Source organism: Streptomyces vulcanius (assembly GCF_042653945.1).
GTDB lineage: Bacteria > Actinomycetota > Actinomycetes > Streptomycetales > Streptomycetaceae > Streptomyces > Streptomyces mangrovi.
Genome location: NZ_JBHSFK010000038.1, coordinates 51,203 through 65,690 on the forward strand (window position 1 = coordinate 51,203; position 14,488 = coordinate 65,690).

Below are 14,488 nucleotides of genomic sequence, written 5' to 3' on the forward strand. Positions count from 1 at the left end.
CCTGGTTGCCATGAACCACGCCCAGCTCACCGCTCTCGGCCGTGCCCTCCGGGTTCTCGGGGAGCACGGTGACGCCCTCACCGCCGACACCCCCGACGCGCGGTTGCACGAGGTCAAGGCCGATCTACGGCGTGCCCTGGAGCTGCTGGACGAAAGCGTCACCGGCACCGCGCCCACCACCCGCTGCGCCGAGCACCCCAACGGCCCCGTGGACGAGGCCGCCCCCGACCTCTGCCTGCTGTGCGAGACCCGCCGCCGGTCGGCCCGCCGGTCGGAGTTCAACGGCCCCGCCCCCCAGGGCCCACCCCCCACCCCGACCCCCTCGCTCTCCCGCTACGGCACCCGCGCCGACCGCCCCCAGCCCCAGCAGCGCTGGCTGCCGGAACTCTGGAACGGCCAGGAGTGGCAGCTCTGCGGCACCCCGAGGCGCGACCGCCAGGAGGCCGAGCTGTACCTCGCGGCCCAACGACGCGGATCCCGCCCCGCGATGGCCTACCGCCTGGTCCACGAGTTCACCGACTACGAGGTCCTCCGCATCTGGGGCACCCCGGTGAAGGTCGACATCGAGCCACTCGGCAACCTCTAGATCCCGATCCGGCAATCATGTACGCCATGGCCGAACCCGATTCCCTCGATGCCACGCGTGAGGCGTACGACGCCATCGCCCCCGTCTACGCGGAGCAGTTCCGTGACACCCTGCGCGACCGCCCGCTGGAGCGCGCGTTCCTGGGCGCCTTCGCCGAGATCGTCCGTGCCGGCGGCGACGGCCAGGTCGCGGACCTGGGGTGCGGTCCCGGCCATATCACCGCCCACCTGGCCGGGCTGGGCCTGAAGGCGTTCGGCGTCGACGCCTCTCCGGCGATGATCGGGCTGGCCCGTGAGGCCCACCCCGGTCTGCGCTTCGACACCGGATCGATGGCCGCGCTGGACCTCGCGGACGGCACGCTGGGCGGAATCCTCTCGCGGGCCTCCATCATCCACACCCCACCGCCCGAACTCCCCGCCGTCATCGCGGAGTTCCACCGGGTCCTGGCCCCCGGCGGCCATCTGCTGCTCAGCTTCCTGGCCACCGACGATCCCGCCCTCCCCACCCAGTCCTACGACCACAGGGTGGCCACGGCCTACCGCTGGTCCCCCGACCACCTCACCGCGATCCTCCGCACCTCCGGCCTGACCGAGGTCGCCCGAACACTCCGCGAACCCGAACCCACCGACCACCGCCAGTTCCGCGAGGTACAACTACTCGCCCGCAGCGCCTGATGCGGGGTGAGGCGGGGTGACGGGAACCTATTGGTGCCAGGCGTGCCCGCCCGTGTTGTGGATGAATCGCTGCAGCACCTTGAGGGTGGTCCGGTACTCCTCGTCGGAGATGCCCGCGTGCCGCTCCGCCCACAGCTCGTCCTGGAGGGCCGCGGCCCTGGCGTAGAACTCCCTGCCCTCGGCCGTGATGCCCAGGCGCCCCTCCGAGTCCTCGGTGATCCAGCCCAGGACGATGGTCCTGTCCATCTCCTCCTCCATGGATTCCGAGCCCGTGCCGAGGTAGTTCTGGAGGAGGCGGGACACCTCGTCCCGCGTTCTGACGGTGTCGGCTCGTGCCACCTGCGCGAGGACCCACCACTGTGGCTGGGTGGCGCCGATCCCGGCGAGGGCGGCCCGGATGCGGGTGACGACCGCGTTGTAGGCGGCCCAGCTCCAGTAGCCGATGGGTTGCTGGATCAGCTCGGCGTCGTTGTGCGAGTACTCCACGGCCGGTCCCTCCGTCTCTGCTTCAGCTGTTTCGACGAGACCGACCGTAGGAACTCAACCCGGCTTGAGGTCAAGGCTCTTCTCGAGAGCCGTCACCCGAGCAGCGGCAGCGGCGGGAAGTCGTAGCCCTCCCACAGCTGTCGGGAGGTCTCCTCCGGGTAGGGGGCCGTCCTCGGCTGTGCGTCCAGCAGCCGGACCAGCCGCTCCGCGCTGTCGTACGCCGGCCAGCCCGGGTCGCCGGTCCGGGCGAAGGACGTCCAGGACGTGCGGAAGGTCTCCGACAGGGCTCGGGCCTCGTCCGTCACCTCCGCGCCCGCGAACAGCAGGTTCCCCAGGTCCGCCTCGTAGGTGCCGAACAGCAGCGGGATGTCCAGGCCGTGGCAGGCACCGAGGGTGCCGCCGGCGCCGGGGGCCTGCCAGGTCAGTTCGTAGACGTGCGCCCGGCCGCCGCCCGCCAGCTGTGCCTCCGCCAGCCGCAGGGAGGGTATGTGGAACAGCCAGTCCGACTGGACGCGCTCGAAGAGATCGGCCGGGCCCGCCTCCGGGAAGGCGGCGCGGTAGGCCCGCTCGGCGGCCTCCCCTCCGCCCGGGCCGAACAGGCGCAGCACACCCGACGCCTGTTCTTCCGTCACCTTGTCCCGCAGCCCGCCCAGGACCATGAACAGGCGCCACTCCTGCGCGTTGTGCCCGACGAGGAGGTCGATGTCACGCGCGGCTCCCTCGGCGAGCGCCCGCCAGGGGGTGGTCGGCAGGATCTCGCCGTCGACGACCGGGGAGAAGGGGGTGACCGTGGGGGCCGCCCGGCCCCAGCGGTCCACGCGCTGCCCCATCTTGGCGCCGAGCGCCGCTCCGGCCTCGGGCAGGGTGCGCGGGTCCACGGCGGCCAGGTCGGCGGCCGTCGGGCGCAGGCCCGCCTCCGCGGCGATGGCGGTCGCGAGGTCACGGGCGAGCTCGTCGGAGAAGAACGTGCCGGGCACGCTCTGCGCGACCGCCCGCCCGAACAGGCCCCGCGCGCCGGGCATCGCCAGCAGCGCCGCCACCGAACCGCCGCCCGCCGACTCGCCGAAGACGGTGACCTGGCCGGGGTCGCCGCCGAACGCCGCGATGTTGTCCCGCACCCACTCCAGCGCCGCCACCTGGTCGAGCAGCCCCCGGTTGGCCGGAGCCCCCTCGATTCGGGCGAAGCCCTCTATGCCGACGCGGTAGTTGAGGGTGACGACGACCAGGTCGCCGGTGCGGGCTATGTGCTGCGCGTCGTAGCCGGGGCTGCCGGAGTGGCCGAGCTTGTAGGCGCCGCCGTAGATCCAGACCATCACCGGGCGCCGGGCGGCGGCGTCCGCCTCCGGGGTCCAGACGTTCACCGTCAGCCAGTCGTCGCCCGTCGGCCCGTCGAGAACTCCCATGCGCCCCTGGATGCCGGCGTCCTGCGGGGGCGGCGGTCCGAAGGCGTACGCGTCCCGGACGCCGTCCCACGGCCGGGGCGGGCGTGGGGCCTGGAAGCGGGCCTCGCCCACCGGGGGCGCGGCGAAGGGGACGCCGCGGAAGACCGTCAGGTCCTCCTCGCGGCGGCCTCGGACGGATCCTGCGGCGGTACGGACAACGAGCTGGCTGTCGACTGTGGTCATCGATCACTCCTGTCGGTGCTGGCTACTCGTGGAACGGGCGGTGCTCACGCAAAGTGCCGAAGACGGCCATCACCCCTCGTGTGGGTGACAGCCGCCTCCGACGGGCCGGTATCCAGGTGTTCACGCCTTGACCGGCGTGGCCTCCTCCACCTCGTCGGCGGCCGGAACTCGCACCGTCTCCTTGTGCTTGGGGATGAAGGTCGCGAGGAAGAAGGCGAGGAGCGCGGCCCCCGCGCCGATGGCCATGACGACCTTGAAGCCGTTCTCCGACGGCAGGGCGTACCCGCCGAAGTCGGTGGTCATCTGGGCGAGGACGACGCCGGCGATGGCGCTGGCGAACGACGTGCCCAGGGACCGCATCAGGGTGTTGAGGCTGTTGGCCGCACCGGTCTGGGAGGGGTCGACGGCGCCCATGATCAGGGCGGGCATCGCACCGTAGGTGAAGCCGACACCGGCGCCGATGATGCAGGACACCAGGACCAGGTGCCAGACCTCGCTCATCAGGACGATGTTCAGGGCGTAGCCGGAGGCGACGATCAGCGCGCCGATCATCAGCGTCGCCTTCGGCCCCTTGGCCTTGGTGACCTTGGCGGACACGGCGGACATCACCATCATCACGAAGCCCTGCGGGGCGAGCACCAGGCCGACGGTCATCATCGACTTGCCGAGGCCGTAGCCGGTCTGCTCGGGCAGCTGGAGCAGCTGCGGCAGGACCAGGGACATCGCGAACATCGAGAAGCCGAGGGCGATCGAGGCGAGGTTGGTGAACAGGACCTGGGTCTTGGCGGTGGTGCGCAGGTCGACCAGCGGCTGCTTGGACTTCAGCTCCCACCAGCCCCAGGCCAGCAGGATGACGACGGCGGCGGTGCCGAGGCCCAGCGTGGTGCCGGAGGTCCAGCCCCAGTCGGAGCCCTTGGACACGGTCAGCAGCAGGGAGACCAGACCGGCCGACAGGCCGAGCGAGCCGACGAGGTCGAAGCGTCCACCGGCGCGGTTCTTCGACTCGGGGACGAACACCAGGACGAGGAGGAGGGAGACGACGCCGAGGGCGGCGGAGGTCCAGAAGAGGACGTGCCAGTCCCAGTTGTCCGCGATGAACGCGGCGGTGGGCAGACCGAGCGCACCGCCGACACCGAGGGAGGCACTCATCACGGCCGTCGAACTGGCGAGCTTCTCGGCGGAGACCGTGTCGCGCAGGATGCTGATGCCCAGCGGCACCACGGCGGCCGCGAGGCCTTGCAGGGCACGGCCGACGATCATCGGGACGAGCGAGTCGGCGAGGGCGCAGACCAGCGATCCGGAGATCAGCATCAGGATGCTGACCACCAGCATCCGCCGCTTGCCGACCATGTCACCGAGCCGGCCGACGACCGGGGTCGCGACGGCCGCGGCGAGCAGCGTTGCGGTGACCGCCCAGGCGGTGTCGGACGCGGGCGCGTCCAGCAGCTTCGGCAGCTCGGGGACGATCGGGATGACCAGGGTCTGCATCAGCGCGACGACGATTCCGGCCAGGGCCAGCACCGCCACCACGGCGTTCGACCTCGGCGGGGCGGATGGTCCCGCCGCGGCGGGTCGGGCAAGGGCGTCGGACATGACAGGGCCTCCGTCGGTTGCGCAGGGGGGTGAACTGCTTGACTCAAGCAAGCTTATGCAGATTGATTGAGTTAAGCAAGCGAAATTTCCCCCGCCTGCTCAGCCGTGCCGCGCGATGATCTCCCGGGTCCGCTCCTCGTCCAGCTGGTAGACCGTCTCGTGGGCCCGCGGATCCCGTGCGTGGAAGGTATGGAACAGCGGCCCGGACCCCCCGCCCAGCTCCACCAGCGACGCCGAAGCCCCCCGCACCGCCCGCTCGGTCCCGGGCGCGGTGGTCAGGTCGATGCGGTTGACGACACCCGGCGTCACCCACACCGGCACCTCCGCCAGGAAGCCGCACAGCTGGAGGTGGAAGTGCCCGGTCAGCAGAACCCGTACGTCACTCCCCCGGATCACCGCCGCCAGCTCACCGGGATCGCGCAGCCCGAAGACCTGCTGGGTGGCCGAGAGGGGGTGGCAGATCGGGGGATGGTGGAAGGCGAGCACGGTGCCGTGCTCGGCGGGGGCGCCCAGCACACCGCGCAGCCACTCCAGCTGGCCGGCGCCGAGACCGCCGTACACCTTCCCCGGCACCAGTGAGTCGAGCGTGACGAGCCGCCATCCGCCGACCGTGCTGACGGCGGACCGCTCCTCGCCGGGGAACTCGGCGACGGCGTCCGCGTGCCCGCTGCCCAGCACCTTCGCGAAGGCGGACCGCTCGTCGTGATTGCCGGTCGTGTAGAAGACGGGAGCGTCCAGGGGGCGCGCGAAGTCGCCGACGAGCCCCCGCACGGTCGCGTACGCCTCCACCGAGCCGTCGTCGGCGAGATCGCCGGTGACGACGACGGCGTCCACGTCCCGCAGGTGACGGAGTTCGCCGAGCATCAGCCGCAGCGAGTCGGTCGCGTTGACACCACGGCTGTCGGGCTCGTCGGCGCGCTCGATGTGAGTGTCCGAGAGATGAAGGATCCGCATCCCTCGGACGATACTCACGAAGGAGTGATCAAAAGAGTGATCAGCTGAGGGTGCGCAGCGAAGCCGCGTCGAACGGCTTCAGCTCGTCGAACCGTCCGCCGAGGACCTTCGTGGCCCACTCCGGGTCCTGGAGCAGCGCGCGCCCCACCGCCACCATGTCGAACTCGTCGCGCTCCAGGCGGTCGAGCAGGTTGTCGATGCCCTTGACCGGGGAGCCCTCGCCCGCGAAGCCCCGGATGAAGTCGCCGTCCAGGCCGACCGAGCCGACGGTGATGGCGGGCCTGCCGGTGATCTTCTTGGTCCAGCCCGCGAGGTTGAGGTCGGAGCCGTCGAACTCCGGGAGCCAGTAGCGGCGGGTGGAGGCGTGGAAGGCGTCGGCACCGGCCGCGGCGATCGGCGCCAGGATCGCGTCCAGCTCCTCCGGGGTCTCGGCGAGCCGGGCGTCGTACGCCTCGGACTTCCACTGCGAGTAGCGGAAGATGACCGGGAACTCGGCGGAGACGGTCTCGCGCACCGCGGCCACGATCTCGGCGGCGAACCTGGTACGGGCGACCGGGTCACCGCCGTAGGCGTCGGTACGGCGGTTGGTGCCCGCCCACAGGAACTGGTCGACGAGGTAGCCGTGGGCGCCGTGGATCTCGACGCCGTCGAAGCCGATGCGCTCGGCGGCGGCAGCGGCCTCGGCGAACGCGCCGATGACGTCGTCCAGGTCGCGCTGGGTCATGGCCTTGCCGTCGCCGTCCGTGCCGTCGAGGCGCAGACCCGAAGGACCGACCGCGGGCGCGTCCGCGACCGGCGGCTCGCCCTGCTTGCGCACCATCCCGATGTGCCACAGCTGCGGCACGATCTTCCCGCCCGCCGCATGCACGCCCTCGGCGACCTTCGCCCACCCGGCGAGCTGCTCCGCACCGTGGAACCGCGGCACGCTGTCGCTCTGCCCGGCGGCGTCGTGCCCGACGTACGTCCCCTCGGTGACGATCAGGCCCACGCCGGCGGCGGCGCGCCGCGCGTAGTACGAGACGACGTTCTCGCCGGGCACACCGCCCGGGGAGTGCATACGGGTCATGGGCGCCATGGCGATCCGGTTCGGCACGGTCAGGCCGTTGATCGTGACGGGCCGGGTGAGGATGTCGGCGGCGCGGGCGGGAGTGGGCGGGGTGACGCTCACGTAGGGGCTCCTCGTAACGGTGATGGGGACCGGGCGGTATGTGCACATGCATTGAGTACCTGCGAACGATTCAACCCGCACGCGCATGTCCCACATTCCGGCGTCGGCCACCCCGCCCTGTGATCCCACACACGCAGGAGCCGTCCCACCCCGCCTCCACCCGCCGCAATTCCCCTCCCATTCCCCGACATTTCAGGAACATTTCGCCGCCCGTTCCGCTCAGTTCACCCGGCCTCCCGCATGGAGCACCACCGCTGTGCACACCTCCGCGAACCTGCCAAAGCTCATGGTGAGACCGACCCGAACGCGCCGAAAAACCCTGAAAGGCACCACACCCATGCGCAAAATCAGCCTCGCCCTGTCCACCTCCGCCCTCTCCGCCCTCTCCGCCCTCACGCTCCTTGCCCCCGCCGCGCACGCGGACACCGCCACCCCCCTCGTCATCGGCCACCGCGGGGCCGCGGGACTGGCCCCCGAGAACACCCTGGAAGCCGTCGACCGCGCCGACCGCGCGGGAACCGACTGGGTCGAGGTGGACGTGCAGCGCAGCAAGGACGGCGTGCTGATGATCATGCACGACGAGAACCTCGTCCGTACGACCGACGCCCGCAGGGTCTTCCCCAAGCGCGCCCCCTGGAAGGTCGGCGACTTCACCATGGCCGAACTGAACAGGCTCCGCGCGGGCGCCTCCCCCCAGTGGAGGGGCTCCGGGTACGAGTCCGCCCGCATCCCCACCCTCGGACAGCTCCTGGACCGCCTGGACCGCAACAACCAGGGCCTGGTCCTGGAGATCAAGTGGCCGGCCAACCACCCCGGCATCACGAAGGACATCCTGAACGTCCTCGGCCGCAAAGGCTGGTTGGACGCCCGCCACGTCAACAACCGCCTCTACATGATCAGTTTCTCGGCCCCCGCCCTCCGGGACGTCCACGCCCGGCGCCCCGACCTCAGACTCGGCATCTGCGACGAGGGCGCGTCAGCCGCCCGACTCGCGTCCTACGCGCGGTACGTCGACGTGGTCAACCCCGAACACCACGCCACCACAGCGGACTTCGTGCGCCGCGCCCACGCCCTCAAGGGCGCCCACGGCAGGCCCCTGAAGGTATGGCCGTACACGGTGAACACCTCCACCCAGGCCCGCCGCCTCCGCGACCTGCGCGTGGACGGCTTCACCAGCGACCTCCCCGACAGGATGCGGAAGGCCCTCGGGCGGTGACCACAGGCCGACAGTGACGACAATGAGCGCATGAGGAAGCAGCGTGCACTGGTCACAGCCGTCGACCTGGAACGGTCCTCCGTGGTCGCCAACAACACGATGAACCGCGAACGCGGCCTCACTGGCGTGAACAGCTACGCCCGCGAGCTGGGCGTCGACCTGCTGGCCCACCTGGCCGACCGGCCGGCGCCCTCCTGGCTGGACCTGTGCAGCGGCGAGGGCCGCGCTCTGCGGGAGGCCGCGTCGGCCCTGCCCGCCGACGCGGTCCTCACCGCGGTCGACCTGGTGGGCCCACTCGCCCCGGGCCCGACCCCACCGACCCTGGAGGAGATCATCGCCTCCGTCTCGACCTGGACCCCCACCCGGACCTACGACCTGATCACCTGCGTCCACGGCCTCCACTACATAGGCGACCAACTCGGCCTGCTCACCCGCGCCGCGTCCTGGCTGTCGGAGGACGGACTGCTGACGGCCCACTTCGACCCGGACTCGATCCGCCGCCCCGACGGCACGCCGGCGGGCCGCGCGGCGATCACAGCCCTACGCGCCTCCGGCTTCCGCTACTCCCCCCGCCACCACCGCGTCACCCTCCACGGCCCCCGATCCATCACCCTCCCCTTCACCTACGTCGGCGCGGACCCCGACGCCGGCCCCAACTACACGGGCCAGCCCGCCGTCGGCTCCTACTACACCTGAGCGGGCGGCCCGGTTCAGCGCCCGGACCCGTTCCCGCAGCACGTCGCCGGAACCCGCCTCCCCCACGTCCTCCGGCCGGCAGTCCCACTCCCGCCCACCACCCACGGGCCGCAACTGCACGCGCCCGCCCACCCGCCCCATGACCTCCCCGATCCGCCCGGTCCGCAGGTCGACGGCGATGGACGGCCCCCTGAAACTGATGGAGTTCGAGGACGCGCCTCCGCTCTCCTTCGTGGAGGCACCGGACATGGGGAAGCTGCTGGACGACCCCGCGACCGTCGCCCGCCACACCCTCATGTTCAACCTCCTCCAGGCATCGGCACTTTCGCCGCAGGATTACGAGCATGGAGAACAACACCCGTGAGGTCGTGACCTGGTACAAGTCCAGCTACAGCGGCGGCGAGGGTGGCAACTGCCTGGAAGTTGCCCCCGGCCTGCGACGGGCCAGGCGCTTGCCCAGTTCCCACAGGAGCAGGAGAGCGAGGGCGGCCAGCAGCGCCCAGCCGAACTGCCGCGCGTTGATCTGGGTCGTCCCAAGGATGCGGCGGAAGCCGTCCATCTGGGTCACCAGCACCGCGAGCACGAACTGGGTGAGTGCCACCCAGTTCATCTGCCTGCTGTCGAAGGTGGACGTCGTCAGCACCGAATCCGTCTCGCTGCGGCACTCGAACGCGGCCACGATCAGGCAGAGGGCGAAGGCGGTGAACGCGATCGACCGGCCGGTCTCGACGCTGTCGAAGTGGGCCTGACCGAGCTTGATCAGTCCGAGCAGGATGACGGTGATCGCCAGTCCGCCGAGCCCGACCGTGATCAGTACTGGCCGAGTGAGCACCGACTCCCCTCGCGGACGCGGCCTGCGTCGCATGAGCCCGGGGCTCTCCCGGTCGAAGCCGAGCGCGAATCCGAAGGAGGCGTTGACGACGAAGTGGATCCACAGCACCTGCGGCGGGGTGAAGGGCTCACCGGCGGCGATGTTGAAGACGGTGGCCCCGAGAAAGGTCAGCACAAAGGTGACCAGCAGGAGCAGTACGAATCGGATGTACTTGGTGAGGTTGTCGTAGATTCTGCGGCCCTGCTCCACGGCGTAGACGATGGTGGCGAAGCGGTCGTCGGAGAGGATCATGCGTCCGGCGTTCTTCGCCACGTCCGTTCCGCTGCCCATGGCGATACCGATGTCGGCGGCCTTGATGGCGGGCGCGTCGTTGACGCCGTCCCCGGTCATCGCCACGACGTCGCCCTTCTTCTTGAGCGTGTCGGCGAGCAGTACCTTGTGCTCCGGCGCGACGCGTCCCACCACCCCGATGCCGTCGATGCGGGCGAGTTGCTCGGCCTCGCTCATGGCGGCGAAGTCGGCGCCGAGGACCGCCTCGCCGGGGATGCCGAGCTGCCGGGCGATCGCCGCGCCGGTGGTGACGTCGTCACCGGTCACCATGCGGACCCGGATGTGCCCCGCCTGGGCACCGGCCACGGCGGCCCTGGCGTCCTCGCGGGGTGGATCGACCATGGCGACGAGGCTGGTCATCCGCAGCTCGGCGACGTACGCGAGCAGGTCGCCGTCCGGATCGAACCCGGCCGGGTCCAGATCACGGGTGGCCGCGGCCATCACCCGGCGCCCTTCGCCGCCCATCCGCTGGGTCTGCGCCTTGGCGCGAGCGTTCAGTTCGGCGTCCCACGGGATGGTCTCTCCGGCCGCGAGCGCGGTGGCGGCCCGCGCCACCACCGCCGGGACCGCGCCTTTGACGAAGCATCGGACGACCTGCCGCCCGGATGCGTCCACCGCTGAGTTGAAGGTGGCCATCAGCTTGTAGTCCGGGTCGAACGGCAGCGTGGCGAGCCGGGGGAGTCCCTCCCTGGTGGCGTCGATGTCCAGCCCGGCCTTGTGCGCGAGCACCAGCAGCGCGCCCTCGGTGGGATCGCCCACCACCTCGCCCTCCACCAGCTTCGCGTCGCTGGCCACCACGTACGGCAGGATCGTGTCCTCGATGCCCGCGGAGGCACCTGCGGCATGGTGGATCTTCCCGTCGAGCGCGTAGCCCGTGCCCGAGACGGTGTACCGGTCGGTGGGACTCACGACTTCGACGGCGGTCATCTGGTTCATCGTCAGGGTGCCGGTCTTGTCCGAGTTGATCGCCGACGTGAATGCCAGGGTCTCGACCGACGGCAGTTCCTTGACGATGGCGTTCCGCTTCGCCAGGTTGAGGCTGCCGACGGACAGGATCGCCTGGGTCACGGTCGGCAGGGCCTCGGGGATGGCGGCGATGGCCAGCGAGACCGCGCTGACGAACAGGACGTCCCAGGCCTGGTCCCGCCCGCGCCCCAGGGCGAACATCACGATCATGGTCAGGCCTGCCGCCCCCGTGATCCACAGCGTCAGGGTGTCGAGTTCCCTGGTGAGCGGCGGTACCTCCTTCTCGGTGAGCGACAGCATCCCGGAGATCTTGCCGACCTCCGTTGCGACGCCGGTCGCGGTGACGACGAGTACGCCGCTGCCGTGGGTGACCGGGGTGTTCATGAACGCCATGTTCGTCCGGTCGCCGGGTGCCGGCCGGGTGCCCGGGAGTGTGCCGGCGTCCTTCGAGGCGGGAACGCTCTCGCCGGTGAGCGCCGACTCGTCGATCTGCAGGGCACTGGCCTCGATGATGCGTCCGTCCGCCGCCACCTGGTCCCCTGCGGCGATGAGCACGATGTCGCCGACGACCAGCTGTTCGGCGGGGATCTCGGCCTCCGTGCCGTCCCTGCGTACCCGTGCCGTCGCCTTCATCATCGACTGCAGCGCGTTCATCGCGCTCTCGGCCTTGCCCTCCTGGCGCAGGCCCACGACCGCGTTCAGCAGGGTCAGGACGATCAGCAGGACCGCGGTGGTCCACTCCCTGACGAGCAGCGAGACGACCGCCGCGGCCACCAGGACGATCTGCATGTAACTGCGGTACTCCTGGAGGAACCGGCGCCAGGCCGGAGGTCGCTTCTCCTCGGGCAGCGAGTTCGGGCCGTGCGAGGCAAGGAGTTGCGCGGCCCGTGCTGCGGAGAGACCGACCGCCGGATCGACACCGAACGCTGCTACGACCTCCTCGGGAGCGTGCGCGTACCAGCCATCGCCCGAGGACGGAGGCTGTTCTCCCACGGAATTCGAACGCACCGTCATCGCTCTGCCTCCGATCCGTGGCCGCGCATGCGTCCCGGCCGGTCGCGCGCCGCTCCGACAGGTCCTAGCCGCGCTTCTTCTTCGGCCGGTCTCTCCGCCCAGCGGCCCGCGCGGCCGACGGATGCCGGTCGGCGTACGGATCGGCCGGTGCCCCGGCAGGGGCCTCCCGCTCCAGGTCCCGTTTGGTGACGAGCAGATCCTCCCGCGCCTCTTCCCCGACGTCGGGGTACTGAGGATCGATGTCGATCAGAGTGTGTGCGAGGATCGCCGCCGCGCAGATCCGCCCGAACCACTTCCGGTCCGCCGGCACGACGTACCACGGCGCCCACTTCGTACTCGTGGCCGACAGCATCTCGGAGAACGCGTGCTGGTAGTCGTCCCACTGGCGCCGCTCACGGACATCGGCCGCGGAGAACTTCCAGTTCTTCTCCGGCCGGTCGATCCGCTTCAGGAAGCGGGTGCGCTGCTCTTCCTTGGACAGGTTCAGGAAGATCTTCACCACCTTGAACCCGTTGCCCGTGAGGTACCGCTCCCAGTGGTTGATCTCCCGGTAGCGCCGCTCCCATATGTCCGGCCCCCGGGCCTCGTCCGGCAGTTTCTGCCGGACCAGGTTCTCGGGGTGGACCCGTACGACGAGAACCTCCTCGTAGTGCGAGCGGTTGAAGATGGCGATCTCCCCGCGAGTGGGCAGCCGCTGGGCGTAGCGCCACAGATAGTCGTGGTCGAGTTCCCCGGCGGATGGCACCTTGAAGCTGCTGACCCGTACGCCCTGGGGATTGACGCCGCTCATCACATGGCGGATCGTCCCGTCCTTGCCGCCGGCGTCGAGTGCCTGGAGGCACAGGAGTACGCCGTACGTGTCCTGGGCGGCCAGCCGCTCCTGGTACTCGGCCAGCAGCGACACCCCGGTCCGCAGCAGCTCGATCCCGTCCCGTTTCCTCAGACCGGCTTTGTAGCGAGGATCGAAGTCCCGGTCCAGGCGCACCTTCGACCCGGGTTTCACCCGTAGTGGCCCGATGAAATCCGCGATGCGTTCGGCTCTCTCGTCCGACATCACGATCCGTCTCTCTCTGGTCCACCATCGTCTCGACGGTGACCGGAGGACCGCGCATCCCACCACAGCCGCGACAGGATGCCTCGCGCTCATTGTCTGCTCGTCCGGACAAGATCGCCCCCTGAGGCCGGGGGCGGGAACTCCTCGCCGGTGTCGTACATCGTCCGCCCCAACTCCCGAAGCTCAAGAGTCCAGCTCCGAGCGCTCTTTGTTTGGAATGGGTAGTGGGCTCCAACCCACCCACCCTCCCCGCGAGTTGACCCGGAGCGACCGAGTTGCCACGGACGGTTACGAACCTCTACCGTGCGCATAACGAAACAGCCCCCGCCAGGTGTTAGCAGCACCTGCGGGGGCTTGACCTACTAGACCGAAAGCCGACTTCGATCCGTGGCTGATGCTGAGTTTAGTGCTGTCTCCCCGTCCGCGCACGCTTCCCCGCACCCCATGGCCAATCCGGGTTACGGCAAGCGATCGGCGCCCGGCCAACCTCCCCGCGCGAACCACGACTTCGCGCACCTCCCGCCCCGCGAGGCGGCCATCGCCGCGTACCTCGACCGGTTGCCCGACGGCGCCGACATCTCCGTAAAGACGCTGGCCAAGACGCTGCCGTACGGGCAATGCGCCCTCGGCACGGCGCTCAACAGGATCCAGGCGGCAGGTCACCTGAGGCGCGGCAGGGAACGGCTGGAAACCGACTCGGGCGGCTCCCGCTGGATCACCCGATCGTGGTGGTCTCGTACGGCACGCGACGACGGCTGGTGGGCGACCTTCGCACGGGGCGACGTACCGGAAGACGCGCCCCGGACCCGCCCCACCCGCTCCCGCGCCCACATCCTCCTGGCCGCCCTCGGCCGTACGACCCCCGTTCTGTCCCTCTCCGCCGCCGACTGCGCCCAGCTCGCCCCGCTGGTGGAGGAGTGGTTCGCGCGAGGGGCCACGGAGGAAACCCTCCTCACTGCCCTGACCGCCGGTCTGCCCACGCCCGTCCACAGCCCGGTGGCCCTGCTCCGGCGGCGTCTGACGGACAAGCTCCCTCCCGAGCCGCCGCCCGTACGGCCGCCCCGCCGGATTCTCGAGTGCGCGAAGTGCGGAATCCCCGGCCGTCCCGAAGCGCTGCCGGGCGGCGAGTGCGGCGCATGCAGAGGCGGACCCGCGCCCGCCCGCTCCAACACGCCCCTCTCCGCATCGGCCATCCAGGCCCGCGCGGACGAGATTCGTGCGGCTATGTCACTGCAACAACGAGAGAGGACACCCGCATGACCGCTCCTACGGTCCGACGACACCACCCCGGGGC

At 70.5% G+C, this 14,488-nt stretch carries 13 protein-coding genes and 1 pseudogene; 7 read left to right on the forward strand and 7 right to left on the reverse strand.

Features of this window, described 5'->3' with window-relative positions; all coding sequences use genetic code 11:
* Nucleotides 1–10 precede the first annotated feature (10 nt).
* Both ACFPIH_RS41655 and ACFPIH_RS41660 read left to right on the forward strand, forming a co-directional pair.
* Nucleotides 11–586, forward strand: coding sequence for a hypothetical protein (locus tag ACFPIH_RS41655; RefSeq protein ID WP_381183124.1), 576 nt, complete (start codon nucleotides 11–13; stop codon nucleotides 584–586).
* Nucleotides 587–612: 26 nt separating this feature from the next.
* Nucleotides 613–1,260, forward strand: coding sequence for a class I SAM-dependent methyltransferase (locus tag ACFPIH_RS41660; RefSeq protein ID WP_381183126.1), 648 nt, complete (start codon nucleotides 613–615; stop codon nucleotides 1,258–1,260).
* 27 nt (nucleotides 1,261–1,287) lie between these two features.
* Here ACFPIH_RS41660 and ACFPIH_RS41665 read toward each other — a convergent pair whose 3' ends face one another.
* From ACFPIH_RS41665 to ACFPIH_RS41685, 5 genes are all read right to left on the reverse strand, one after another.
* On the reverse strand, nucleotides 1,288–1,746 hold the full coding sequence (locus ACFPIH_RS41665) for a MarR family winged helix-turn-helix transcriptional regulator (RefSeq protein ID WP_381183128.1): 459 nt from the start codon (nucleotides 1,744–1,746) through the stop codon (nucleotides 1,288–1,290).
* A 92-nt stretch (nucleotides 1,747–1,838) separates the two neighbouring features.
* Nucleotides 1,839–3,371 carry a carboxylesterase/lipase family protein gene (locus ACFPIH_RS41670; RefSeq protein ID WP_381183130.1) on the reverse strand — a complete coding sequence of 511 codons (1,533 nt, stop codon included), beginning with the start codon at nucleotides 3,369–3,371 and terminating at the stop codon, nucleotides 1,839–1,841.
* 120 nt (nucleotides 3,372–3,491) lie between these two features.
* Complete coding sequence (locus tag ACFPIH_RS41675) at nucleotides 3,492–4,964, reverse strand: MFS transporter (RefSeq protein WP_381183132.1); 1,473 nt, start codon at nucleotides 4,962–4,964, stop codon at nucleotides 3,492–3,494.
* Between the two features lie 99 nt (nucleotides 4,965–5,063).
* Nucleotides 5,064–5,918, reverse strand: coding sequence for a metallophosphoesterase family protein (locus ACFPIH_RS41680; RefSeq protein ID WP_381183134.1), 855 nt, complete (start codon nucleotides 5,916–5,918; stop codon nucleotides 5,064–5,066).
* A gap of 40 nt (nucleotides 5,919–5,958) precedes the next feature.
* Nucleotides 5,959–7,086: an NADH:flavin oxidoreductase gene (locus ACFPIH_RS41685; RefSeq protein ID WP_381183136.1), complete on the reverse strand. Its 1,128-nt coding sequence runs from the start codon at nucleotides 7,084–7,086 to the stop codon at nucleotides 5,959–5,961.
* Nucleotides 7,087–7,423: 337 nt separating this feature from the next.
* On the opposite strand from ACFPIH_RS41685, the gene ACFPIH_RS41690 reads away from it, so the two are divergent.
* The 4 genes and pseudogenes from ACFPIH_RS41690 to ACFPIH_RS41705 all read left to right on the forward strand — a co-directional run.
* Nucleotides 7,424–8,302: a glycerophosphodiester phosphodiesterase gene (locus tag ACFPIH_RS41690; protein WP_381183138.1), complete on the forward strand. Its 879-nt coding sequence runs from the start codon at nucleotides 7,424–7,426 to the stop codon at nucleotides 8,300–8,302.
* A gap of 30 nt (nucleotides 8,303–8,332) precedes the next feature.
* Nucleotides 8,333–8,998, forward strand: a complete 666-nt coding sequence (locus ACFPIH_RS41695; protein WP_381183140.1) for a class I SAM-dependent methyltransferase — start codon at nucleotides 8,333–8,335, stop codon at nucleotides 8,996–8,998.
* Between the two features lie 139 nt (nucleotides 8,999–9,137).
* Nucleotides 9,138–9,362, forward strand: a complete 225-nt coding sequence (locus tag ACFPIH_RS41700) for a Scr1 family TA system antitoxin-like transcriptional regulator (RefSeq protein ID WP_381183142.1) — start codon at nucleotides 9,138–9,140, stop codon at nucleotides 9,360–9,362.
* Nucleotides 9,343–9,402, forward strand: a pseudogene (locus ACFPIH_RS41705) (hypothetical protein); the annotation flags it as partial. The gene ACFPIH_RS41700 and the pseudogene ACFPIH_RS41705, both read left to right, overlap by 20 nt.
* Here ACFPIH_RS41705 and ACFPIH_RS41710 read toward each other — a convergent pair.
* On the reverse strand, nucleotides 9,387–12,140 hold the full coding sequence (locus ACFPIH_RS41710) for a cation-translocating P-type ATPase (protein WP_417801382.1): 2,754 nt from the start codon (nucleotides 12,138–12,140) through the stop codon (nucleotides 9,387–9,389). The pseudogene ACFPIH_RS41705 and the gene ACFPIH_RS41710 overlap by 16 nt on opposite strands.
* A 64-nt stretch (nucleotides 12,141–12,204) precedes the next feature.
* Nucleotides 12,205–13,194: a polyphosphate kinase 2 family protein gene (locus ACFPIH_RS41715; protein WP_381183144.1), complete on the reverse strand. Its 990-nt coding sequence runs from the start codon at nucleotides 13,192–13,194 to the stop codon at nucleotides 12,205–12,207.
* A gap of 444 nt (nucleotides 13,195–13,638) precedes the next feature.
* On the opposite strand from ACFPIH_RS41715, the gene ACFPIH_RS41720 reads away from it, so the two are divergent.
* Nucleotides 13,639–14,454, forward strand: coding sequence for a hypothetical protein (locus tag ACFPIH_RS41720; RefSeq protein WP_381183146.1), 816 nt, complete (start codon nucleotides 13,639–13,641; stop codon nucleotides 14,452–14,454).
* The last annotated feature ends 34 nt before the right edge of the window (nucleotides 14,455–14,488 follow it).